Annotated in this window: 25 protein-coding genes; 17 read left to right on the plus strand and 8 right to left on the minus strand. The window is 54.7% G+C overall.

Annotated features, from left to right (window positions below; all coding sequences use genetic code 11):
* Window positions 1–152: 152 nt before the first annotated feature.
* Together MIH18_RS20305 and MIH18_RS20310 are read left to right on the plus strand one after the other, a co-directional pair.
* Entirely contained in the window at window positions 153–365 is a 213-nt protein-coding gene (locus MIH18_RS20305; RefSeq protein WP_249005510.1) for a hypothetical protein, read from the plus strand.
* A gap of 192 nt (window positions 366–557) precedes the next feature.
* Complete coding sequence (locus tag MIH18_RS20310) at window positions 558–914, plus strand: hypothetical protein (RefSeq protein ID WP_018403155.1); 357 nt, start codon at window positions 558–560, stop codon at window positions 912–914.
* Here MIH18_RS20310 and MIH18_RS20315 read toward each other — a convergent pair.
* Complete coding sequence (locus MIH18_RS20315) at window positions 911–1,840, minus strand: LysR family transcriptional regulator (protein ID WP_249013327.1); 930 nt, start codon at window positions 1,838–1,840, stop codon at window positions 911–913. The genes MIH18_RS20310 and MIH18_RS20315 overlap by 4 nt on opposite strands.
* A 153-nt stretch (window positions 1,841–1,993) precedes the next feature.
* On the opposite strand from MIH18_RS20315, the gene MIH18_RS20320 reads away from it, so the two are divergent.
* The 5 genes from MIH18_RS20320 to MIH18_RS20340 all read left to right on the plus strand — a co-directional run bounded on the left by MIH18_RS20320 (window position 1,994) and on the right by MIH18_RS20340 (window position 6,739).
* Window positions 1,994–3,202: an acyl-CoA dehydrogenase family protein gene (locus tag MIH18_RS20320; protein ID WP_249005508.1), complete on the plus strand. Its 1,209-nt coding sequence runs from the start codon at window positions 1,994–1,996 to the stop codon at window positions 3,200–3,202.
* Window positions 3,203–3,284: 82 nt separating this feature from the next.
* The gene (locus MIH18_RS20325; protein WP_249005507.1) at window positions 3,285–4,106 is read left to right on the plus strand and encodes an SDR family oxidoreductase; all 822 of its coding nucleotides are present in this window, start codon (window positions 3,285–3,287) and stop codon (window positions 4,104–4,106) included.
* Window positions 4,107–4,149: 43 nt separating this feature from the next.
* A complete protein-coding gene (locus MIH18_RS20330; protein WP_249013328.1) occupies window positions 4,150–5,214 on the plus strand; it encodes a phosphotransferase family protein in 1,065 nt (354 codons plus the stop codon).
* The gene (locus MIH18_RS20335; RefSeq protein ID WP_249013329.1) at window positions 5,214–5,933 is read left to right on the plus strand and encodes a histidine phosphatase family protein; all 720 of its coding nucleotides are present in this window, start codon (window positions 5,214–5,216) and stop codon (window positions 5,931–5,933) included. Before MIH18_RS20330 ends, MIH18_RS20335 begins: the two co-directional genes overlap by 1 nt.
* A gap of 38 nt (window positions 5,934–5,971) precedes the next feature.
* On the plus strand, window positions 5,972–6,739 hold the full coding sequence (locus MIH18_RS20340) for an SDR family oxidoreductase (RefSeq protein ID WP_249005504.1): 768 nt from the start codon (window positions 5,972–5,974) through the stop codon (window positions 6,737–6,739).
* A gap of 21 nt (window positions 6,740–6,760) precedes the next feature.
* Here the strand turns inward: MIH18_RS20340 and MIH18_RS20345 are convergent, their stop codons facing one another.
* Complete coding sequence (locus MIH18_RS20345) at window positions 6,761–7,657, minus strand: DUF6279 family lipoprotein (protein ID WP_249013330.1); 897 nt, start codon at window positions 7,655–7,657, stop codon at window positions 6,761–6,763.
* Window positions 7,658–7,771: 114 nt separating this feature from the next.
* Between MIH18_RS20345 and MIH18_RS20350 the strand changes: the two genes are divergently transcribed.
* Window positions 7,772–8,041, plus strand: coding sequence for a DUF2798 domain-containing protein (locus tag MIH18_RS20350; protein WP_249005502.1), 270 nt, complete (start codon window positions 7,772–7,774; stop codon window positions 8,039–8,041).
* Between the two features lie 55 nt (window positions 8,042–8,096).
* On the opposite strand, the gene dacB is transcribed toward MIH18_RS20350, so the two are convergent.
* Window positions 8,097–9,668 carry a D-alanyl-D-alanine carboxypeptidase/D-alanyl-D-alanine-endopeptidase gene (gene dacB / locus MIH18_RS20355; protein WP_249013331.1) on the minus strand — a complete coding sequence of 524 codons (1,572 nt, stop codon included), beginning with the start codon at window positions 9,666–9,668 and terminating at the stop codon, window positions 8,097–8,099.
* A gap of 293 nt (window positions 9,669–9,961) precedes the next feature.
* Between dacB and MIH18_RS20360 the strand changes: the two genes are divergently transcribed.
* The 5 genes from MIH18_RS20360 to MIH18_RS20380 all read left to right on the plus strand — a co-directional run bounded on the left by MIH18_RS20360 (window position 9,962) and on the right by MIH18_RS20380 (window position 14,909).
* The gene (locus tag MIH18_RS20360; RefSeq protein ID WP_249005500.1) at window positions 9,962–10,378 is read left to right on the plus strand and encodes a GFA family protein; all 417 of its coding nucleotides are present in this window, start codon (window positions 9,962–9,964) and stop codon (window positions 10,376–10,378) included.
* Window positions 10,379–10,781: 403 nt separating this feature from the next.
* Window positions 10,782–11,120 carry a zinc ribbon domain-containing protein YjdM gene (locus MIH18_RS20365; protein WP_249005499.1) on the plus strand — a complete coding sequence of 113 codons (339 nt, stop codon included), beginning with the start codon at window positions 10,782–10,784 and terminating at the stop codon, window positions 11,118–11,120.
* Window positions 11,121–11,266: 146 nt separating this feature from the next.
* Complete coding sequence (locus MIH18_RS20370) at window positions 11,267–13,519, plus strand: EAL domain-containing protein (protein ID WP_249005498.1); 2,253 nt, start codon at window positions 11,267–11,269, stop codon at window positions 13,517–13,519.
* A 110-nt stretch (window positions 13,520–13,629) separates the two neighbouring features.
* A complete protein-coding gene (locus MIH18_RS23985; protein ID WP_283164056.1) occupies window positions 13,630–14,229 on the plus strand; it encodes a copper chaperone PCu(A)C in 600 nt (199 codons plus the stop codon).
* 71 nt (window positions 14,230–14,300) lie between these two features.
* A complete protein-coding gene (locus tag MIH18_RS20380) occupies window positions 14,301–14,909 on the plus strand; it encodes a LysE/ArgO family amino acid transporter (RefSeq protein ID WP_249013333.1) in 609 nt (202 codons plus the stop codon).
* Window positions 14,910–14,915: 6 nt separating this feature from the next.
* On the opposite strand, the gene MIH18_RS20385 is transcribed toward MIH18_RS20380, so the two are convergent.
* The gene (locus tag MIH18_RS20385; RefSeq protein ID WP_249013334.1) at window positions 14,916–15,800 is read right to left on the minus strand and encodes a LysR family transcriptional regulator; all 885 of its coding nucleotides are present in this window, start codon (window positions 15,798–15,800) and stop codon (window positions 14,916–14,918) included.
* Window positions 15,801–15,990: 190 nt separating this feature from the next.
* Here MIH18_RS20385 and MIH18_RS20390 point away from each other — a divergent pair, with 190 nt between their 5' ends.
* Window positions 15,991–16,857, plus strand: coding sequence for a cation transporter (locus MIH18_RS20390; protein ID WP_249013335.1), 867 nt, complete (start codon window positions 15,991–15,993; stop codon window positions 16,855–16,857).
* A gap of 28 nt (window positions 16,858–16,885) precedes the next feature.
* Complete coding sequence (gene arfB, locus MIH18_RS20395) at window positions 16,886–17,299, plus strand: alternative ribosome rescue aminoacyl-tRNA hydrolase ArfB (protein WP_249013336.1); 414 nt, start codon at window positions 16,886–16,888, stop codon at window positions 17,297–17,299.
* Here the strand turns inward: arfB and MIH18_RS20400 are convergent.
* Window positions 17,296–18,384 carry an alpha/beta hydrolase gene (locus MIH18_RS20400; RefSeq protein ID WP_249013337.1) on the minus strand — a complete coding sequence of 363 codons (1,089 nt, stop codon included), beginning with the start codon at window positions 18,382–18,384 and terminating at the stop codon, window positions 17,296–17,298. The genes arfB and MIH18_RS20400 overlap by 4 nt on opposite strands.
* Before the next feature lie 155 nt (window positions 18,385–18,539).
* Between MIH18_RS20400 and MIH18_RS20405 the strand changes: the two genes are divergently transcribed.
* Window positions 18,540–19,238 carry an SDR family oxidoreductase gene (locus tag MIH18_RS20405; protein WP_249005492.1) on the plus strand — a complete coding sequence of 233 codons (699 nt, stop codon included), beginning with the start codon at window positions 18,540–18,542 and terminating at the stop codon, window positions 19,236–19,238.
* A gap of 78 nt (window positions 19,239–19,316) precedes the next feature.
* Here MIH18_RS20405 and rluF read toward each other — a convergent pair whose 3' ends face one another.
* Window positions 19,317–20,270: a 23S rRNA pseudouridine(2604) synthase RluF gene (gene rluF, locus MIH18_RS20410; RefSeq protein WP_249005491.1), complete on the minus strand. Its 954-nt coding sequence runs from the start codon at window positions 20,268–20,270 to the stop codon at window positions 19,317–19,319.
* Between the two features lie 182 nt (window positions 20,271–20,452).
* Here rluF and MIH18_RS20415 point away from each other — a divergent pair, with 182 nt between their 5' ends.
* Entirely contained in the window at window positions 20,453–21,106 is a 654-nt protein-coding gene (locus MIH18_RS20415) for a class I SAM-dependent methyltransferase (protein ID WP_249013338.1), read from the plus strand.
* 363 nt (window positions 21,107–21,469) lie between these two features.
* Here MIH18_RS20415 and MIH18_RS20420 read toward each other — a convergent pair whose 3' ends face one another.
* Both MIH18_RS20420 and MIH18_RS20425 read right to left on the minus strand, forming a co-directional pair.
* The gene (locus tag MIH18_RS20420; RefSeq protein WP_249005489.1) at window positions 21,470–22,204 is read right to left on the minus strand and encodes a YebC/PmpR family DNA-binding transcriptional regulator; all 735 of its coding nucleotides are present in this window, start codon (window positions 22,202–22,204) and stop codon (window positions 21,470–21,472) included.
* 133 nt (window positions 22,205–22,337) lie between these two features.
* On the minus strand, window positions 22,338–23,138 hold the full coding sequence (locus MIH18_RS20425; protein ID WP_249005488.1) for an MBL fold metallo-hydrolase: 801 nt from the start codon (window positions 23,136–23,138) through the stop codon (window positions 22,338–22,340).
* Between the last annotated feature and the right edge of the window lie 32 nt (window positions 23,139–23,170).

Below are 23,170 nucleotides of genomic sequence, written 5' to 3' on the forward strand. Positions count from 1 at the left end.
TCGTTGTGATGAGTGTAGCTGTGATGGCAGCCAATGCCACTGGCTGATTCGATGAGTTGTTTACGGCTAAGTTGGTAATGTGTCGTAATCCTACATAAATATACGCAGAAAGGGTTACGCAGAGAGGGTAATGACGTTGTCTGAAAAACGACATGAAAAAAACCGGTGTGACGAATGTGGCTGTGACGAAGGTTTGGATGTCGCTTTTTCATTCGCGCATCAGCTTGGTGATTGCCAGTCCGCCGAACTTGATTGAGCTGGATATGACTCTGTTGCGTGGTATTGAGCGTAATAATAACCAACAGGCAGTGGTTAACGGTATGCTGGTCATGTCGGACCAGCGGGTTAGCCAAGTGATCGCCTAGGGCGTGGAAATCATGGAGGAATATCACTGGCTTCGGCAGCAGGGCATCCCTCGATTTCAGGGCTACTTATTCGCCCGGCCAGGCTTTGAAGAACTGCCGGAACCCTTTTTTCCGGAGGAGTAATTCGCTCAAAATTACGCCTGTGCACTGCACAAGCGTGTTGTTCATTTCTTTCTACCAAGGCAGGTGTGTGTGTTTTATCGTATTTTGACCGTTATTGGTGGTGCCGTTTTTGTGGCCATTTTGTTCGCTCTGGTTTGGCTATTTTGCCGACTGTTTTTGCAGCGTCAGGGTGTTACCGAACAATTGCAGGAGCGCGCCAACAATTTGGCCACCTGGACCTTTGTGGGTATCAGTGTGGGCCTGGTGTTCGCCATTGTGGGCGCTTTTGTATTAGGGCCTTGGGCGTTTTACCGGACCCTGCAAGGGTATGATCTGGCCGTGGACTCGGGTAAGGCAATTTGGTGGGGGTTTGCGATTGTGGTTGCCTCATTGGGCATTACCGCAGCCGGTTTCTTCGGTTTTCTGGGATTGGTCGGCGCCTATTAAGGCTGGTCACATATCAGTTTTTGGCGAAACCACACCAGTGCGGGTTCTTGCTCATAGGCTTTGTGCCAGTACAAATGAACATTCACCGGCGGCAGTGGGGCTGGCGTGGGCATAACGGCAAGGTCGTGGTGGCTGGCCAGTAGTCGCGCGTAAGACGCCGGCATGGTCAGCAACAGTTCGGTGTTGGCGACCACCCGGCAGGCTGCAAAATAGTGCTGACAGCGCAAGCTTATATCCCGCTGCAGTCCCAGTCTTGACAACTCGAAATCCTCCACTCCTGAACCTGTGGCCCGCGACGACACCAGTACGTGCTGTGCTTGCAGGTACGCTTCCAAATAACGCTCAGTCGATAACTCGTCACTGGTCCCGGTTGGCGCCATAGTCACCCACGGGTGGTCTTTGCGCGCCAGAACCACCAGCGGGTCCTGGTGCAACCATTGGTGGCCGGTGTGTTCGCTCACCGGTAGTAGCACGTCAATCGCAAAGTCCAGCTTTCCGGCCGCCAGTTGGCTTTCCATTTCCCGGCGCGCCACTCTTTGGCTAACAATGTCCAAATCCGGGTAAGGCGCCAGCTGCGCCATCAGCTGGGGCAAAAATGTCGATTCCAAAATGTCGCGCAGCGCCAACGAAAACGTCTTCCGCTGATGTGTCGGGTCAAAGCTATGGAACTGAGCGACGGCGCTGTGTATCTGGTTGAGCCCTGGCCGCATGGTTTCTACAAACCGGGTGGCCAGCGGCGTAGGTACCATGCGATTGCCTTGGCGGCTGAACAGTGGGTCATTAAACCAGGCCCGCAACCGCGCCAGCGAGTGGCTGAGCGCTGGCTGGGTCAAGTGCAGGGTCTTGGCGGCGCGGGTCAGACTGCCCTCGCGATAAATAGTGTCAAAAACCTGAAGCAGATTCAGGTCTGGCCGGTTTGCCGCCATGTTTTTCATTCCCGAGGTGCGCTGTGATATCAATTTTACTAATGGTAAAGGATAAGAATAATTCAGTCGCGTAATACTTTGCCTGTGCCTACACTTAAACCAGTCGCAAACCGCGGGTGTCAGTAGCGCTCAATCAGCGTAGGAGGTGAAACAATGGATTTTTCAATTTCAGCCAAGGGACAGGATTATCTGGAGCGGGTAAAACGCTTCATGGCCAACGAGATTGTTCCGGTAGAAGCACAGTACCACCGGGAGTTGGCGGCGCTGGATAACCGTTGGGTGGTGCTGCCCGTTATCCGTGAACTGAAGGCCAAAGCCCGTGAGCAAGGCCTGTGGAATCTGTTTTTTCCTGATGACACCTACGGTTGTGGCCTGCTGAATTCCGACTACGCGCTGATTGCCGAAGAGACCGGTCGCAGCTTTATTGCGCCGGAGATCTTCAACTGCAACGCGCCAGACACCGGCAACATGGAGGTGCTGATCCATTACGGTTCAGATCAGCAGAAAGCAGAATGGCTGCCGCGTTTGCTGAGTGGTGAAGTTCGCTCGGCCTTTTGTATGACCGAACCCGACGTGGCCTCGTCAGACGCGACGACTATGGCGGCCACCGCTACGGTGGACGGCGATGAGGTGGTTCTGAACGGGCGTAAGTGGTGGAGCACAGGTGTGGGCCATCCGGACTGCAAGGTCGCCATTTTTATGGGCGTAACCGCTACGGATGCTGCCAAGCACCGTCGCCATTCGATGGTGTTGGTGCCGATGGATGCGCCGGGTGTCAGCATTGAACGCATGTTGCCGGTATTTGGTGCCTATGATGAGCCCTACGGCCATGGCGTGGTGGCGTTTGATAACGTGCGGCTGCCGGTTTCGGCGTTTATTGCCGGGCCTGGCCGTGGTTTTGAGGTTGCTCAGGGCCGTTTGGGGCCGGGGCGGGTGCACCACTGTATGCGTGCGATTGGGGCTGCTGAACGGGCGCTGGAACTGCTGATTAAGCGTGCGGTATCCCGTGAGGCCTTTGGTCGGCCGTTGGCTAAACTGGGGGGCAATGTGGACAAAATTGCCAATGCGCGTATGGCCATCGAGCAGGCGCGTTTGTTGACGTTGAAGTGCGCCTGGGCCTTGGATACCAAGGGCATTACCGGGGCCTTGCAGGAGGTGTCTATGATCAAGGCGCTGGTGCCGCAGATGCTGCAGACGATTGTGGATGACGCTATTCAGATTCACGGTGGGGCTGGTGTGAGTGATGATGATTTTCCGCTGACGGCGTTGTTTGCTTATGCGCGGGTGTTGCGTTTGGCGGATGGGCCGGATGAGGTGCATCGAGCTATGGTGGCTCGGCTTGAGTTGCGCAAATATAAATAAAGTTCGGAGTTTACGTCGGGAGCAGGCTGCTCTCCAGCTTAGGTGAATGTTAGGCCGTGTTTTCACACATCAGGACATAACTATGACAAAAAGAGTGTTTGTTACCGGTGGGGCCAGTGGATTAGGTCGAGCGATTGCGCTGCGGTATGCACGTGAGGGCGCGCAGGTGTGTATTGGCGATGTGAACCCACAGCAGGGCGTGTTGGTGGAGTTGGAGATTAATAAGGCTGGGGGTGAAGGCTATTATGTGGATTGCGATGTTCGTCGGCTGAAGGATCTAGAGCGGGTTCGGGATGATCTGGCCGCGCGTTGGGGCGGGGTGGATATTGTGGTGAATAACGCCGGTGTGGCGTCGGCCGGGTCTATTGAAGACACGCCGATGGCGGACTGGGAGTGGATTCTGGACATTAATGTGCTGGGTGTGGTGCGCGGGTGTAAGGCGTTTACACCGATGTTCAAACAGCAGGGCGCGGGTGCGTTTGTGAATATTGCTTCTATGGCGGGGTTGATGCTGGCGCCGATGATGGACAGTTACAACGTGTCCAAGGCAGGTGTTATTGCTCTATCGGAAACCATGAGCCAGGAGCTGCGCGAGAACGGTATTCATGTGAGCTGTGTGTGCCCGGCGTTTTTTCAGACCAATCTGACCGAAGGTATGCGTTCGGTGATTCCCGGTATTCAGGGCAATGTCGCCAAGTTGATGAAGCGCTCCACGATTTCTGCGGAAGACGTGGCCGATGATATTTTTCGGGCGGTTCAAAGCAACACGTTCTGGGTTCTGCCCCACGTTAAGGAGCGTCGTATGTGGGTGCTCAAGCGCCATGCCCCCTGGGCTTTTGATTGGCTGATGCATCAGGGCAGTAAGAGCTGGATTAAAAAGATGAGTGCGAAGCCCAAATCCTGAAGGTGCCGGCACGGTCGAATTTTGTAAAACGGGAGTGGATATAATGAGTCAGGTTGATCAGGCGGTGGCGGTGCGCGATGGCGAGGAGCTGGATGCCTCAGCGGTCGATCGCTTTATGAAGCAGGCGGTGGCTAATCTGCAGGGCGAGCCGGTGATTCGCCAGTATCCCGGTGGTGCTTCAAATCTGACGTATCAGGTTGATTACGGCTCGCGTTCGTTTGTACTGCGCCGGCCGCCGTTTGGAAAAATTGCCCGTTCAGCCCACGATATGCTGCGCGAAGCCCGTGTGATGGCGGCGCTCAAACCAGTTTACGGTTACGTACCAGAAATTGTTGCCACCTGCGATGATCACAGCGTTCTGGGCTGCAATTTTTACGTGATGCAGCGCATTGAAGGTGTGATTTTACGCCAGGATTTTCCGGCAGATCTGGCTATGCCGGCAGAAGATGTTCGCACACTTTGCACGAACGTGATCGATAAGTTGGTCGAGCTGCACAAAGTGGATGCCGAAGCTGCGGGCCTGAATCATTTGGGCAAAGGTGACGGTTACGTGCAGCGCCAGATTCGTGGCTGGAGCGAGCGTTTTTTAAAAGCCCGTACCGGTGACGTCGGCGACTTTGCTACGGTAATGCAGTGGCTGAATGACAAGATGCCAGACGATGTCGCCCAAGTGGTTATCCACAACGATTACCGTTTCGACAACGTGGTGCTGAATCCCGACAACCCGTTCGAGGTGATTGGGGTGCTGGATTGGGAAATGGCCACCATTGGCGATCCGCTGATGGATTTGGGCAACAGTCTGGCCTATTGGGTACAAGCAGATGACGAGGCGCCCTTTAAGATGTTGCGGCGCCAGCCCACCCATCAGCCGGGCATGTTGACTCGTGACAAGGTCGTCACTTACTACGCCCAAAAATCGGAGCGAAAAATCGCTAACTTCGATTTCTACGAGGTTTACGGCCTGTTTCGTCTGGCGGTGATTGTTCAGCAGATCTACACCCGCTATTACCATGGCCAGACCGCAGACAAGCGCTTTGCGATGTTTGGCCAGGCCGCTAATTATTTACAAATGCGCTGTGAGAAGCTGATTTCAAAGAGCAGCCTGTAATGGCAACGATCTATCTGGTGCGCCATGGCCAGGCTAGCTTTGGCGCGGAAGATTACGATCGCCTTTCGCAAATCGGCTGGCAGCAGGGGCGGGTGCTAGGGCGCGCACTGAGGTGTTCGCAAGCGGCGACAGCAAAGCCGCTTGCGGTTTTTGGCGGCACGTTGCGGCGCCATCGGGAAACTGTGGAGGCTATGGCTCGCGGTTTTGGTGACGGCCTGCCAGCTATGCAGGTGGCGTCCGGTTTTGATGAGTTTGACCATGTGGCGCTGATTCACCGCCACCGGCCCCAGTGGCAGGACCATAGCGTGATGGCGCGGGATCTGGCTGCGTCCATCGCGCCGGCCAAGACGTTTCAAGTGGAATTTGTAGCGGCGGTCCAGCGCTGGGCCAGTGGCGGCTTTGATCACGAATACGCGGAAAGCTGGCTCGGGTTCAAGGCACGGGTTTTGGCAGCGTTGGACGAGGCAGTCAGCTGCGCTGCGGGTAAAGATCTGTTGGTTGCAACCTCAGGTGGCCCCATCGCAGTGATAGTGCAAGCGCTGCTTGATCTGAGCGATGAACGCACTCTGGACTTGAACAGTATGATCGCCAACACCAGCGTTAGCCGAGTGCTCTATCGTAGCCGCGGGCGCCATAGCGACAGTCGTCGCAGTTTGGCGGTGTTCAACAATTACAGTCACCTGGAGGCGGAAGACCCCGCCCTGATAACCTTTCGCTAACAATTTCGCCAAAAACTTCGCTAAAAACAGGGAAATCCATGAGCACTAATCTGTTTGATCTGAAGGGGAAAATCGCGTTAATCACCGGTGCTAGCCGCGGTATTGGCGAGAGCATTGCTCGCATATTAGCCGCCCAAGGCGCCCACGTGATTGTCAGCAGTCGCAAACTGGACGGCTGCGAGGCGGTGGCCAGCAGTATTCGCAGCGCTGGCGGCAGCGCCGAGGCCTTCGCCTGCCATATTGGCGAGATGGACCAGATTGACGCGGTTTGGGAACATATCGCACAAAAACACGGCAAGCTGGACATTCTGGTGAACAACGCTGCTACCAACCCCTATTTTGGGCCGGTAGAAGACACCGATATGGCCGCCTTCAATAAAACCGTGGATGTGAATATTCGCGGTTACTTTTTTATGTGCGCCAAGGGTGCGCAGTTGATGAAAAAACACGGCAGCGGAGCCATTGTGAATGTGGCGTCAGTGAACGGCGTTAACCCCGGCCATTTCCAGGGTATTTATTCCATTACCAAGGCCGCAGTGATTTCCATGACCAAGTCTTTCGCCATGGAGTTGGGGCCCAAGAACATTCGAGTAAACGCACTTTTACCTGGGCTGACCGATACAAAATTTGCCAGCGCGCTGACCAGCAACGAAGCGATCAAGAAACAAGCGATGGCGCACATACCGATGAAGCGGGTAGCCAGTCCGGACGAAATGGCGGGCACAGTGCTGTATTTGGTATCGGCCGCGTCCAGTTACACCACCGGTGCTTGTGTGAACGTTGACGGTGGCTATTTGACCATTTGAATTGGCGCGAATGGCACAGCCTCAGGCTGTAGGCAGCGGGCAGGTGAGTGCGTCAACGTCGCTCTTCAGCTCAGTAGCCTTGGCTCTGACCTGTTCCAGGGCAGGTTCGCCACCCATTGCTAGCAGGTCGCTTAACAGCGTTGCCATCGCGTTTTTGCTTTGTGCCATGGTCTGCTGGTAATCCAGCCCACGTGCCTGCTCGGGGTTTTGCAACAAATCGGAGATAACGCTGGCGAATTCCGCCTGCTGGCGCTGTTGCAGGGCTGCCAGAAACGCTTGCTGCCAGCGTTCTCGACCTTCAAGCCAGATGTCGGTTTGGCCGGCTTGGGCTGCAGACCAGCGCTGAATGCGGAAATACTGATCATCACTGAAGTTGCCCAGCCACGATTCAAGACGTTCCGCGGTTCGTTCGGCGCGAGCCGAGGCAGTGGCTTCCGGCGAGCGCTTCAGCAAGTCCTGCTCCAGCTCTTGCTGGCGGTCGGCCATATTAGCTGCCAATTCCCGAACCTGCTCGTCACTCAATGTTTTAAGAAAGGCCACTACCATGGGTGTCGCTTTTTCGGTGAGTGCTGGCAGCAAGCCAAGCAGTTGCTCCTGGTGGAACTCCATACGCGCTGAATCCGTCAGTACAGCTGTATTTGCATCGGCTATAACGGTGCTTAACCAGCGTTCGTAACGGGGCAGCTCCTGGCTGCAATGCCATTGCCGAAAATCGCGAACGCCTTGTTCAAGGGCTTGCTGTTGGGTGCCGGTGAGTGATACATAGTCTTCCATCCACCACACCGTGCCCCAGTCTGCGTAACGGTAAGCCAGCCTGGCAGAGCTACAGCCGACAATGGCCAACGCCAGCACCAGCGTGAGTGCCAAGCGCAGTAAGGTGGCGGGTGAAATGCGTTGTGATCGGGGGAATGCAAACATCAAAAGCTACCTAAAAGATCGCTTACTTATTACTATGCGTATGGCACTGGAATACGCTACAGCCGTTACTACGTTTACGACAGCCGCTTGCTTTCAGACGTTACAGGAATGTTCATGTCCCGCTTCAAATCTACCCGAGTGCGCCAGCTAATTTTTGGCTTTTATATGTCCTGCATGATGTCATTACTGATGTCTGGGGTCATTACCGTTATGAACACCGGGCTGGATACGCAGTTCGTATTTCGCTGGTTACGTGCGTTTCTTGTAGCGTGGGCCGTCGCTTTTCCGCTGGTAACGTTTATAGCTCCCATTGCGGGCAAGCTGACCGAGTTCACCCTGCGTCAGATTACCGGTCAAAAACCTGAAAAGCCGCCTGGCCGCTAAGTGCCAGACGGTAGGCTTGCGAATTAGCCAGATGGAACACTAGACCGGTTGCCCTTTACTGCAGAATGCCGTTTTCGCTCTGGCCTGCGGATTGTGACAGGGTCGTTGGCACTGGCGGTTTGTGATGCAGTGAATATAAAATGCGGTCGAGCACTGCTTGGCCGTTCCAGGCAGGGTTGTGATTAACCATGCCCACCACGGCCCAGGTGGTGTTGTTCTCGTCACGAGTAAAACCGGCAATGGAGCGCACATTTTCCAGGTAACCGGTTTTGATCCTGCCTTCGCCCTTCATACCCGTGTTCCGCAGCCTGCGGGCCATAGTGCCATCCATCGCAATCAATGGCATGGAAGCCATCAAGTCCGCTGCATAGCGGCTGTTCCAGGCATTTCTCAGAATGTCCACGCCTTGGCGTGCGCTGATGCGACCATGTCGGGTCAAACCGGCCCCGTTATCGATCACCATACCGGTGGTGTTAATACCGTTATCTTCCAGCCAGCTGTAAATGGCACGAATGCCAGTTACCCGGTCATCGTTGTCAGCAGCTGCGCGTTTTTCTGCGCCAATACCCAGTAGTAGCTGACGCGCCATCACGTTACTGCTCCATTTATTGATGTCGCGCACCATGGTTACCAGATCTGGCGATGTGGTGCGCATAACCAGTTTGGCGTTCTCAGGCGTAATGCCTACGCTGTTGATGCCGCTGATTTCCACACCCATTTCTGCCAGTAGCGAGCGAATCAAGGAAGCGCTATAGCGCTCATGGGATTGCAGAGACAAGTAGCGTGTGGTTCGACAGCCTTTGGGCAACGTGCCTTTAACCGTCACAGTCACGCTTTGGTCGCTGTGAAAAACCGGCGTCCAGGTGAATGAACCGCGGCTCGGGCAGTTGCCTTCGGCCGAGCTGATCACCTGGTTGTCGATCACCACCTCAGCCAGGTTCGGAGTGCTCCATGCGCGGGTGCCGCGTTCGTCTGAACGAACCTCCAGCTGGCTCAGATTGAGGTTGGTCAAATACGGAGAGGGTTCCACCAGAAACGGGGCGTAGGGGTTGCTGCCGTTATCGTGAAAAGGTGGAAAACCGCCGTCAATCTGGAAATAGCTGCCGTCTAGAATCAGGTCGCCGTTGACTCTGGTGATGCCCATGTCCCGCAGTTCTCTTAGCGTTGACCACAAGCGCTCGAAGGTCAGTTTCGGGTCGCCGCCGAAGCGCACATACAAGTTGCCATTGAGCGTGCTGTCGGACATGTCACCGTTGGTGAGAAAATCCGTGTCCCAAGTGTAGTTGGGACCGAGGATCTCCAAGGCGGCGTAGGTGGTCAGGACTTTCATGATGGAGCCAGGGCTCATTAGGGTGTCGGCATTAATAAACTGCTCTACACCCGGCCCGTTCATAGGCATCGCCGCCATGCTCAAGGCGCTGTCGCTGTTCAGTGATTTGCTGGCATAGGCCCTCATGGTGCCGTTCCATGCACCTGCCTGTGCCATCGCGCTTTGGCCATTCGCATCTGCGGCCAGTGCCTGAGTCCCCGGCCATGCCAGCAGTACGGCTAAGGCCAATCCTCGTAGGCGGCGAGCCGGAGCCGGCAGGGCAGTAAACGCGTTCACAGTGGGAAACGAGCAGTGCATAATAGGGTCCGAAGTGCCATAGCGGGAGTTGCTTGTTGATTAAACTTTCGACACGTTAAACAGTAGCCTATTTTCCCCACAGCTACCATTCACAAAGCTCGGCAAAACATTAAATATTATTTCTAGCTCGTTATTTTTTTTATAAAAGGACATCGAATGAACAACACTTTGACGCACACATTTAGCGTTCTTGGTGCGGTTACGACATTTCTACCAAAAGTCTTTTGTACCAGGCCTTCAGTGTGCTCACTGAGGATGTTGTGCAGCGACTCGATGATGAGAGGTTTTTATTAATGGCGTACAGCGGCCAATGTCTTTGCGGCGATATCCAGTTCCAGTATGACGGCCCTCTGGGCCCGGTGGTCTTGTGCCACTGCAAACAGTGTCAGCGGGCGCACGGGAGTGCGTTTTCTGCCAGCGCGCCGGCACAGGCAATTCACATGCAGTGGTTGACCGGCGTAGACCAACTAAAAGAATACGCTTCCAGCCCGGGCAAATACCGCGGTTTTTGTGGCCGCTGCGGCTCTCAGCTGTATAGCAGGGTAGACGCCATTCCCGCCATTTTGCGGCTGCGGGTAGGCGCGCTGGAAAAGCCGCTGGGTAAAGGTGCGGCCCAACACGTGTATGTAGCCGCGCAGTCAGACTGGTTTCAGATCACCGATTCGCTGCCACAGTTTGATAAAACGGAGCGCACGAACGACCCCCACTGAGCTGCACGGTCAATTTTCCGGGGCAATCCTGACAAATGCATTGTAAATAATAATCGTTCGTATTAAATTGTTTGTGTGGCGCTGTGCTGATACTTGTGAAAGCGCATCGGTGGGAAATGCCACCACAAGGCAGTTTAATGCTGGCCATTGTTTTATTGGGATACATCTGAAATCAGGGAAGTGCTATGACGCCGGAACAGGAATTGATGGGTGGGCTGAAAATTGCCGGAACTGCGGGTTTGTTTATCTGCCTTGTGCTGACCGCGCTGGCTCTGACCGGTCAAGTTCCTTTATAAAAGCGATTTATCACGTTAACACTCAGATCAAGTGCCGCTCGGTGCGACTGGGTCGGGGGTGATTCTGCTATAATGCGCACCCTATCCAATCACCGAGGAAACCTGCCATGTCACAGTTGCCACCTTGTCCCCAATGCGCCTCTGAATTTACCTACGAAGACGGCGCCCAACTGGTGTGTCCCGAGTGCGGCCACGAGTGGAGCGAAACTGAGGTCGCCGCCGCAGAATCAGAGAAAGTGATCCGTGATGCTAACGGCAATGAACTGCAAGACGGCGACAGTGTAACGGTGATCAAAGACCTTAAAGTGAAGGGTTCTTCGCTGGTGGTAAAAGTAGGCACAAAGGTTAAAAGTATAAGGTTGGTGGATGGTGATCACGACATTGATTGCAAAGTAGACGGTATTGGGCCGATGAAACTGAAGTCGGAGTTCGTCAAGAAAGTCTGATGCGAGGTATGTGCTCCAGGTTGTGAAAATCTGGGATGTAGCTGTTAATATGCGAATTAAAATCAAGGAATATTCGCAGATGGCGAACCCCGAATGATTATCGTGAAAAGATCGCAAAACCTGCAATCCCAGCGGACGCTCTTTCTTTGGCATTATTAAAACGCAATTTATGGACACTCTTTCTGCTGACGCTGACAGCGGGAAGCGCGATTCTGGTTTTGCTTCTGTTGTCATCCTGGCAATCGATTGTTGCCGAGCAAAAATCAGTCCATAGCACGCGGGTGGCATTGGTGGCGCAGTCTATGGACAGCGTTTTGCGTACCCAAGAGCTATTGCTGACGGTTGTGGGTCGCGAAATTCTTCGCGCTGGCGATCTGCCACAAACACCCCAGCACTCACCTGAACTGGACAGCATCCTGCTGGAAAATCCTGTTGCTACTGGCTTGGGAATGGCCAGTGCAGACGGACAGTTAATGCTGGTTAGCTCTAATCTGGATCTGGATTTGTTGCCGAACCTACGGCGATTCGAAACCTCGCGAGACAGTTTTCAAGAAGCTGTGGCAACCGACACCATGGTATTGGGGCGCACTTATTTTATGAGCGCCATGAACAAGTGGGTAATTCCGGTGCGCAAAGCGCTGCGTAACCCACAGGGTGAGGTGGTTGCGGTCATGACGGCTGGGCTTCGCATTGACGGCCGCGCCGGTGTCCTGAGCAACTCCTTACACAGCGGCGCATACGATCGAGTCACGTTGACGCGGGCATCAGACGGCTATGTGCAGTTTATTTCAGAGCAAGGCATGGGTCCGGAGCAGTATTCCAAACTCCGTTATCAGGGCCAAACGCCTGTGGGCCAAATTCCTCAGTCGGAGAATCTGTCCCCGGCAGACACGCAGCAGTCAGATACACCCTATACCTACCGCATTCATCGTGATCAGAAAAACTATCTGGGAGCTGCCCAATTCAACAGTCGGTTCCAAATGTGGGTGATGTCTGAAACCCTGATGCGCCCGTTGTGGGTGACGTTTTTCAAAACCGCACTGTTATACGTCAGCATTTTCCTAGGCAGTTTTCTGGCTTTGTTTATCATGTTTCGTATTATCGCGGTAGCCGAAGCCAAGCGCCTTAAAGAGTTGATGTACCTGTCGCGGCACGATGAATTGACCGGAGTGAACAATCGTTCGGGGCTGAGCGTGACAATCGGCAGCCTGCTGCGGCGCAAACAGGGCTTCATGGTGGCTGTCGTCAATATCGACCACTTTCGCGGGGTTAATGACCGTTTTGGGCAGGAATACGGTGACCAGGTGCTCTGCGCATTTGCACGCAGGTTGCGCAGTGTGGTCGGCGAGAAAGACGTGGTTGCCCGTCTGGGCGCCGATGAATTTGTTTTACTGATTAAGGCGGTGAATTTACAGGCGCTTGAGAGTCATGCGCGTCAACTAAGCCACCAACTGGACAAACCGCTGGAGCTGAAACAGTTTCCCTTGCAGTTGGGTGTCAGCATCGGTGTAGCGGTGTATCCCCGTGATGGCGATTCGGTGAATACGCTTTTACGCAGCGCGCACTTGGCTCTGTATCAGGCCAAGAAGAGCCGTAATGACTGGTGTCTCTATCGGGAAGAACTAGAGCAGGCCTACATCCGCCGAGTGCAGGTTGAACAACGCTTGCGCAAAGCGCTGAACCTTGGGCAGCTGACCATGGTGTTTCAGCCCCAGGTTGATCACGTCAAAGTTGTTTATGGCTACGAAGCGCTGGTGCGCTGGAACGATGAGGAACTCGGCCAGGTCGGCCCTGATGAATTTGTCGAGGTTGCCGAGTCCAGCGGCCTTATGCCGGCGTTGGGCCGGTTTGTTATGGAAGCCAGCGTTCGCGAGTTTTCCGAGTTTGTGGGTGTCCAAGGTGAAATGCGGAAACTGGCGGTGAACATATCGGTATTGCAATTTTTGCAGCCGGGTTTTGCCAATGATGTTCTGTCTTTGCTATCGCGATACGCGCTGTCGCCCAAGCAGTTGGTGTTGGAAATTACCGAAAGCCTGTTTATTTCGAATTTTGACGATGTTCTGGCGGTACTCAACGAATTGCGTAAACAGGGTGTGCGGGTATCAATGGACGATTTTGGTACCGGTTATTCGTCCCTAAGCTTGCTGAGAACTCTGCCGCTTGACGAGCTGAAAATCGACAAGAGCTTCATCGACGGTCTGCTAAATGATCACAAAGCCCAAAACATGGTCGCCAGCATTATCAGTATTGCCCGCAGTCATCAGCTTGAACTGGTTGCCGAAGGCGTAGAAACCGAAGGCCAATACCTGGCGTTAATGACAATGGGTTGCAAATTGTTTCAGGGCTACTATTTTGGCCGTCCGGCCGCTCTTGCTGTTGAGCCAAAGTCGCCCCACTAATTAGTGTTTCGTCTGGCTGATTTGGCCCAGCGACAATTGGTCGCAGCGTTGCTGTGGCTGTTTGTGGCAGGCTATGCTGAATACTGATTTTGAACTTGCAGGAGCTTTTGATGGAACATTCTTCCTTGATTCGTCGCTTTGCCCGCCATGTAAGTGCTGTCGCTGTTGTTGCCGCGGTCGCGAGTTGCATTCCGCTGACGGCTACGGCCGACACCGCTCCCACTCCCGATGTTAGCGGGGTTATGGTGGAGCACGGTTGGAGCCGCCCAACGCCGCCGGGCGTAGCGGTCGGGGTTGGCTACATGGCCATTCACAATCACACTGACGCAGCGGTACGCTTCACCGGCGCCACCAGCGAGGTTGCCACACGGGTTTCAATTCATGAAACCCTCGCAGACAACGGCATGATGCGTATGAAACCGTTACCGGATGGTGTGAGCATAGACTCTGGTCAGAGCGTGGAGTTCAAGCCCCTGAGCTATCACCTGATGCTGGAGGGTTTAAAGCAGCCGCTAAAGGTCGGGCAGAAAATTCCTGTGACCTTTAAGTTTGAGCGCATTCCGGCCCAGAACGCCGTGCTGGAGGTCAGATCGCTGGATAATGCTGGTGAAGACGATGTTGGGATGGACCATTCGACTATGAATCACTCCGCTACAGGCCATTCCAATATGAACCACTCTGATATGAACCACTCCGGTATGGATCATTAATGGCGATTGTGGTGTAAAGCCGATATTCTGCGCAGCCCCTAAAAAACCAAGCTGTTGAAAGGAACCTGCGAGTGCTTGAAAGTTACCTAACCGGTTTGCTGGTGTGTGGCGGTTTAATTATCGCCATTGGCGCTCAAAATGCGTACTTGTTGAGCCAGGCCATTCGCCAAGAGCACCATTGGCCGGTGGCGGCTATTTGTGCCGTGTGTGATGCCTGCCTGTTCACCCTGGGCATGTTCGGCGTTAGCGCGGCGCTGATGGCCGTGCCCCAGGCGTTGGAGTTTTTGCGCTGGCTAGGCGTGATGTTTTTGGGCTGGCTGGCGCTTCAGGCGGCCGTGCGTGTCTTGAGGGGCCGCGCTGCGTTAAAAGTTGGCGCGGCCCCTCGAGGCAGTTTGCGCAAGGTGGTATTGACCGCGCTGGCGGTCACTCTTCTAAACCCCCAGGTTTACCTCGACACATTGTTGCTGGTGCCGGCGATTGGTGCCCAGCAAAGCAGCGCCGTGGCTTTTGTGATCGGCGCCAGCACCGCTTCGGTGGTGTGGTTTAGCCTGCTGGCTTGGGGCGGTGCAGCTTTGGCACCCGTGCTGTCGCGGCCACTGGTCTGGCGCGTCATTGACGGCCTGATTGGTTTGATGATGGCGGCGATAGCGTTGCAGTTGGCTCTTAATGGCAGTCTGTAGCGCTCTTTAACTGGCCACCTCGGCCAGATAGGTCGTTAGTTCATTGCCCAGCCAGACCACAACAGCGCCACCCTGGGCGTACTCGGATTCCAGCGCGCTGAACACTTTCCACCATTTGGCACTGCGGTGATGGATGGTGGTCAGTTCTCCGTTGGCCAACGCCTCGCGAATCAGTGGAAGCGGTAAATCCGCCCAGCCAGCGCCATCAATCACTGAGTCCCGTATCAGTTCGTATTGGGTAAATGCCAGATAGTTGGCGGTTTCCGGGGATTCCGGCTCCAGGCGCATATCGCGCATCGACGCCAAGGTGACTTCTGTGTGCGCCACCAGGTCGTCTTGAGTTACCCGTTCCAGCTGGCACAAGGGGTGGCTGCTTGCGGCCACCGTTAACATCCGCACATCCGCCAACTCGCGCCGCCATTCATAGCCTTCGGTGGTGGGTTCCGGCATCAAGCCGTAACACACATCCACCGACTGGTGCTCCACCAGCGCCGGCAATTCCCGGGGTGAGGCCAGATACACCGCAATACTGGTATGGGGGAAGCGTTGTTTTAGACGCTGCAAAATGCTGCGCCATGCCGACTCGGGCAGGGAATCATCACGGCCAATACGCAGGGCGGTTTCGGCACCGCTGAGGTGGTGCTCGCAGCGCGCCATGATTTGACCCGCTACCTGATCAAAGCGCCGGCAGTCCGTCACAATGGAGTGGCCCACAGCAGCCAGCTGAAGCTGGTTTCCACTGCGTTCGAACAGCTGCGCACCCAACTCGTCTTCCAGCGCCGCCAATGCCGTGCTGACGGTGGTGCGGCTGCGGCCGAGCTCGCGGGCAGCTGCGGCAACGGTGCCAAAGCGCACTATCGTCAGAAAAATCTGTATTTGCGACGTTTTCACGCTCGAAGTACCCTAATTAAAAAGTGGCTTAGTTAGAAAATGCCTTAGTTAGACAGCGCCTACGAAAGTGCTTAAGAAAGTGCCTTAAATAGCGTATTTACCCTTATTAGCGACGGAAAAACCGTCGGCCACCGACTCGCGCCCCAGTGTATCTATCATTAGTATCTGCCGCCAGTCACTGGAGGTGTTTATGGCTGTTTTTCTGGCGCGGGAAAACCTGGCGCTGATTTTATCGTCGATAGGTGCTGCCCTGTTTGCGGTTCTGGGGATTACCTGGGGCTTATGGGTCGATTCTTTGGTTATTCTGTTTGATGGCGCCTATTCGTTGGTGAGTTTGATGTTGTCCCTGTTGTCGGTTTATGCGGCGCGCCTGATGCGCAAGCCGGCCTGCGATGCGTTTCCCTTGGGCCGTGGTGCTTTGGAGCCCTTGGTGATTGCAATAAAGGGCCTGACGATTACCCTGGTGTGTGTCATTTCGCTGTTCTCTGCCATTGCCGCTTTGCTCAGCGGTGGTCAGGTGGTTGACGCCGGTATGGCTCTGATTTTCTCTGGAATCAGTGTTATTGGCTGCGCGCTGGTGTGGGCCTATATGCATTGGGCCACGGGCCACAACCAGTCCGGTTTGCTGCTGGCAGAAAAGAAACAGTGGCTGATGGACATGGCGCTGAGTGCGGCCGTGCTGATTGGTTTTTCGGCGGCCGCTTTGTTGGAAACCGGTGCCTGGGCTCATCTGGCCAGGTACGCAGACCCGCTGATGATGGTGCTGATTTCAGGCTATTTTCTGGTAGTTCCGGTGAAAATGACCGCGGCAGCTGTGCGTGAACTGCTTTTGTCTGCGCCATCTGAAGAATTGCAAAGCTGTGTATCCGAAGCTATGCGGGATGTTGGCTTGCACCCTGACTGTGCCAGTACCATCAAGGTTGGCCCATCACTGATGGTAGAAGTGGCTCTGCCGGATAACTGGTCGGACGATATCAACCGCCTCAGATTTCGGCTGCATCGCAAGTTGGCAAACCTGCCGGTAGAAGCGCGCATATTTGTACATGCTGCGGACTAGTGCTCCATCTGGCGTGGTAAAGTAGGTCATGCTTAAATTATCCAACGCTGTTGAACTCGCGGACTGGGAAATCGAAATCACCCAGATCCGCGCTCAGGGTGCCGGTGGGCAGAATGTCAACAAGGTCTCCTCTGCGGTGCACTTGCGCTTTGACATTCTGAACTCGTCGCTGCCACTGTTTTATAAAGAACGCTTGATGGCGCTGAGCGATCAGCGCATCAGCAAAGACGGTGTACTTGTGCTTAAAGCACAGAGCCATCGTACGCTAGAGCTGAACAAGAACGACGCACTGCAGCGGCTTAAGGCGTTGATCCTGCAAGCGGTAAAACCGCAAAAAGCTCGCCGTGCCACAAAACCGAGCAAATCCGCCAAGCGCAAGCGCACTGACGGAAAAGTGCAGAAGGGCCGTACCAAAGCGCTGCGGGGAAAGGTTCAGGTTTAACCCACCCGTGCCTGATGTGCCGCGCCGGTGTGAGCTCGCAGAAACTCCGCCATGTCGTCAAAAGCCTCGTCTGCTTCTGGCAGCATCGGGCCGAAAATCTGCCACACGTGTACCATTCCTTGCCAGATATGCAGTTCCACCGGTGAGCCTTCTGCTTGCGCCTTGGCGGCGTAGCGTTTTGCGTTATCTACCAGCATTTCGCAGTCACTGACCTGAATGAGTGTGGGTGGCAAGTCATGCAGTGGCCCGCGTAATGGCGAAGCCTCGGGGCTGGCCGGTCGCATGCGGAAAGTTGCGGTACTGAACCACCACAAAACCGGAAGCGGTATTTTTTGTAGGCTACTAAACATAGGGCCCAACATGGGGTCTGTGGCTACATTGCTGCGATTGCTGGGCGCGGTCATGGTCATGTCGGTGGACGGCGATAAGGCAATGGCCGCGTCGGCCTGGCGCAGTTTCTGGTCGCGCAGCCAGGCAATCAGCGCCAGAGTATGGCCGCCGCCGGCCGAATCACCCGCAATTACCATAATCTGAGCTTCCTGCTTGCCCTCCGGGCCGTTGCTTAACAGCCACTCGTAGGCCTTGCGACAGTCTTCCACGCCGGCCATATAGCGATACTCCGGCATCAGCCGATAGTCCACCGCAAACACTGCGGCCTCGCTAACTTGCGACAGCTGATCGGTTATACTGCGATGGCTGCGCGGGCTACCTGCCATCCATGCGCCGCCATGAATGTACAAAATACGCCGACGAGTATCGGCGCCGGGGGCCACCACCCATTCACCGCGGGGCTCGTCGGTTGCGGTGACGGTAGACACCATGTGCAGGTCATCGCTGATGCTGTCCATATACTTGCGTATGGCAAGAATTCGCGCCCGACCTCTAACGCCACGCAGGTCGTTACCCATATTGCGCACGCGCTCGATCACGTCTTTGTTGGCGGTGCTAGGCAGGGCGGTGCGGGATTTGAAATCATGGCTATCAAACGCTGAGTAGTCGTCTGGCCGGAACAGCACGAACGATACGGCTAAAAAAACCAGCAAAGACAGCCCGATAAATATCAGTAAATACAAAAACCACATCATAAAATGCCTCTCTAACCGCTTGCAGCTTCTGTTTTAAGCATCACATAAGCACGCGTTTGTTGCCAGATTCTATACCGCTCGCAGTTGAAACTGTGAGCCGGCGGCCTAAAGTAAGTAAGGGTTATTAACATTCATTGACCACGGTGAAACGAATTATGAGCGATCAACCCGTACTACTGATTACAGGCGCATCTTCAGGTATTGGCGCGGCTACCGCGCGGGCAGCAGCCAAACAGGGTTATCGGCTGGTACTGGCGGCCCGCTCGGAAGATAAACTGCACAAGTTGCAACAGGAACTGGGCGGTAAAGAGCAGGTATTAACGGTGCGCTGCGATGTACAAAGCGACACAGACCAGCGTGAAATGGTGAAAAAAGCGCTGGTCGCTTTTGGTCGCATCGATGCCGTATTCGCCAACGCCGGCCGCGGGGGTGAACCCGGCGGCTTCAGCGGTGCCGATGCGGAAGTCTGGAAAGACATGATTCTGACCAATATCTACGGTGTTGGCCTGACCGTGCAGCACTGCCTGCCAGCGTTGAGGGAAAGCCGTGGGCACCTGTTACTGACGGGCTCTGCCGCGGGACGGGTAACCATTCCGGGATCTATGTACAGCGCGACTAAATGGGCGGTGTCGGCCATTGGATATGGCGCTCGCGAAGAGCTGCGGGGCTCCGGTATTCGAGTCACCCTGATCGAGCCGGGCATGGTAGACACGCCCTTCTTTGACCAACAGCCAGACAACGCACTGCATCCAGACGACGTTGCCAACGCAGTGATGTACGCCGTGGCCCAACCCGCTCATGTAGACGTGAACGAAATACTGGTGCGGCCTACGCCTGCGATCAAAGACGAATAGACCAAAAATAGTGCCGGAGTAGTGCTAGCCTGAGTAGCCTAGAAGAGTGCCGATAGGGAAAATAGACGAAAGCCTGTGCTAGCGTTTAGGACTGCGCTGGCGCTGCTTCTTCGGTTTGGGTTTTGGCCGCGCCGCAGGCTTTGCCCCTGCGCGGTTGTCTGGCCGTCCGCCGGGCTTGCCTGCAGATTTGGTAGCTGGCCGGGCAGGTGACTTGTTGCTGGAGCGTGGTTTGTGGCTCTCGCGCTTTTGCGCAGGAGCAGTGGTGGGCTTCGTCTTACCGGTGGGCTTTTGAGGCGCCGCCGGCGCATCGGATGACGAATCCCGAATGCTGTCCATCAGCACCGCCAATTCTTTCGATGTTAAATCCCGCCATTGGCCTACGGGCAGATTGCCCAGGCTAATATTCATAATGCGCTGCCGTTCCAGGCGCGTTACGTCAAAGCCAAAATGCTCTGCCATACGTCTAATCTGCCGATTCAGGCCTTGTACCAGAACAATGCGGAACACAAAGCGCGATTCCTGCGACACCCGGCATTTTTTTGTAACCGTACCCAAAATCGGCACCCCGCCGGCCATACCATCAATAAAGGTCTTGGTGATGGGTTTATCAACGGTGACCAAGTACTCTTTCTCGTGATTATTACCCGCCCGCAGGATCTTGTTGACCAGATCGCCGTTGCTGGTCATAAAAATCAGCCCTTGAGAATCCTTGTCTAGTCGGCCGATAGGGAAAATTCTCACTGTGTGCCCGACAAAGCGCTGGATATTGTCGCGCTCGGCGCTGTCGGTGGTGCTGACAACGCCCACCGGCTTGTTCAGAGCGATGAATACCTGATCTTCCTCAGCACGGGGTTCAATGATTTGGCCGTTGACCATCACCGTGTCCGTCGGCAATACCTGATCGCCAACGCTGGCTCGCTTGCCGTTGATACGCACATTACCCTGCTCGATATATCGGTCGGCCTCGCGCCGCGAACAAATGCCGCTCTCGCTGATGTATTTGTTCAGGCGTGTGGAAGAAGACTGGGTCATGCAGGGCACCGGCTGGGTGTGGGTTCAATTAAGCGGTGCATTATAACAGGCGAGCGCGCCGGTAGCAGCTGACAGTAGGCACGGGTTTAATCGCCAGAGTGTTAACCAGAGCGCTGGACGTGAATACCCGCCTCTGCCATTGTTGCCAGATAACGCCCGCCGAACCCAACCAGAATCGCCCCATGCCCCCAACGCTTTCGATGAACTGTCCCGTCTGCGAGCGGGCCGAGTTGCAGCACTTTCAGAGCATTAAGCAACAGCGCTATTTGCGCTGCCGGGAATGCCAGTGCACCGTGATGGCCCCTGAGTGTCGTTTAAGTGCAGAGCAGGAAAAAGCCATCTACCAATACCACGACAACAACCCGGGTGATCCCGGTTACCTTCGTTTTCTGTCCAAGGTGGCCGATCCATTATTGACTCAACTTCCCCGCGGAGCGAACGGCTTGGATTTCGGCTGCGGCCCTGGCCCTGTGCTGGCTGGTATGCTGGAGGAAGTCGGTATGACCATGGCGCTGTACGATCCGTTCTTCTATCCGCAGCCTGATGTCTTGCAGCAACAATACGACTTCATTACCTGCACGGAAGTGCTGGAACATTTGCACCAGCCTGCGTCGGTTTTGCGCCAGCTAGATGGACTGTTGAAACCTGGCGGTTTGCTGGCCGTAATGACCTGCTTTCAGACGGACGACACCCGCTTTGCAAGCTGGCACTACCGGCGTGACCCGACTCACGTGGTGTTTTACAAAGAAGAAACACTGGAGTCGATAGCGAAACAGCATCAGTGGAGCTTAGAGGTACCGAGAAAGGATGTGGCTATTTTTACCAAAGCAGCATGAGGAGGTATGAGCGTGGCGTTGAGCTTTGCGAAAAGCGCGGGCGGTTTTCAACACCCTGACCCCTAGCCGCACAAATACCTCAATCCATCACAGATGCCGGCATTTATTGCAGTATTTTAATACCGCCTAGAAACAACCAATTCCGAAAACCGCAGCAGTCAGCCACTGTGCGGTTCGCTCGCCTCAAGGGTCGCGGTTGCTCACCATAGCCAGGGAGCCGACGCCAATCCGCGAACAAACCAGAATTCGAAATCGCCACTGCGTTCGCGAATCTGTGGGTAGGTTTCGCCGGTTTTTTACAATAATAACGCGGGGCTTGCGCGCGTCAGTGAGCGAAGTAGTCATAGCCGAAAAATTTACTGCTTAAGATGTTTTTTCCGGCGGCAGTTCCGCGTTGTGGAATACATTCTGAACATCGTCCAGGTCATTCAGCATATCCAGGAATTTCTCGAACATTGGAATGTCATCACCGGTGACTTCAGTGGTCGTTTTCGCTAAAAACTGAATGTCGTCAGCGTCGAAATCAATACCTTCAAACGCGTCTATCAGCGCCTGGTGTGCCTTGGCGTATTCAGTGTGAGGCGCGAACACAGTGATCAGTTCGTCTTCAGATTCGATGTCGGTTACGTCCACATCGGCATCCATCAGCGCTTCCAGAACGGCGTCTTCATCTTGCCCCTTGAAGGCAAAAATTGCGCAATGGTCGAACATGTGGGCGACCGTACCCGGAGTGCCGATTCTGGCTTTGGTTTTGGTGAACGCCAGGCGCACGTCACCAAATGTGCGGTTTGGGTTGTCGGTCAGGCAGTCCACAATCACCATGCAGTTGCCTGGACCATAGCCTTCATAGCGCGCTGGTGAGTAGTCTTCTCCAGTACCGCCGCGAGCCTTGTCGATGGCTTTTTCAATAACGTGGCTGGGGACCTGGTCTTTTTTGGCGCGATCAATCAGTCCACGAAGGGACAGGTTGCCGTCTGGGTCGGTGCCGCCGGATTTAGCCGACATATAGATTTCACGACCGTACTTGCTGTAAACCTTGGTCTTGGCGTCGGCCGTTTTGGCCATCGATTGTTTGCGGTTCTGATAGGCTCTGCCCATGTGCGCTGCCTCGTTGATTGCTGAGTGGGGCTCTTTCAAGTCCCGTTGAAACTTTTTATAGGCCCCGTTGAAACTCTTTTAAGAGCGCAAGATTTTACTGGACAACGAAGGGAGGGAACAGAGTTTATTCCTTTTAGACGTAATCTACCGGTGGGCGGTAGTTATCCTGAGTCACCAGGTCGATACCGCACTCTACCGAGCTGACCCAGTTCAGAAAGCGTTCCACCATTTCCGGGCCTTCAAAGCGTTTGCCATGCTGAGGCACAATGGCCTGTACATCCATTTCCCGAATCATATTGGCCCACAGACGGCATACCTTCTGCGAGGCAATATAGCGGCGGTGAAAGCCCATCATGTAAGGAATATGCTTGTCGAAATCGGTTACCGGAAGGTGTTCATCGGGGCAGCCCATAGACGCGCCTAAATCCCCGGAAAATAAAATTTTCGCGATCGGATCGTAAAACTGAATGTTACCCACCGAGTGCATGAAGTGGGCGGGTAAACATTGAACGTAAGTGTCTCCAAAGCGAACATTCGCTCCGACATCCGGTATCGCGATAATGCGATCAAAAACGTTGCCGCCCGGCAGTTTAGACACAAGGTTAGACACCAGATGAGGCAGGAAGCGAGCCCATAGTTTGGACGTCACCACTTTGGCGCGGGTGTGTGCCAGCCAACGGTCAATAGCGCCAATAATGTCCGGGTCCTGGTGTGATGCGAATACGTAATCCAATTCGCGAATATTCATGAAGCGCGATGCCGCCACGGCCAGCGGCGTAAAGGTAAGATCACCACCCGGGTCAATCAGAGCTTCGTGTTTGCCATCTACCAGCAGAAACTGGTTTGACTGAACGCCTTCACCAATAACCAGCGAATCAAACATCAAACATTTGTGGTGCCCGTTATCGAACAGCACAATGGGTTCTGCAGCCATGTTATTCTCCTGAAAGACGCTCATTAAATAGT

It is taken from the genome of Marinobacter sp. M3C, assembly GCF_023311895.1.
In the GTDB taxonomy this organism is placed as follows: domain Bacteria; phylum Pseudomonadota; class Gammaproteobacteria; order Pseudomonadales; family Oleiphilaceae; genus Marinobacter.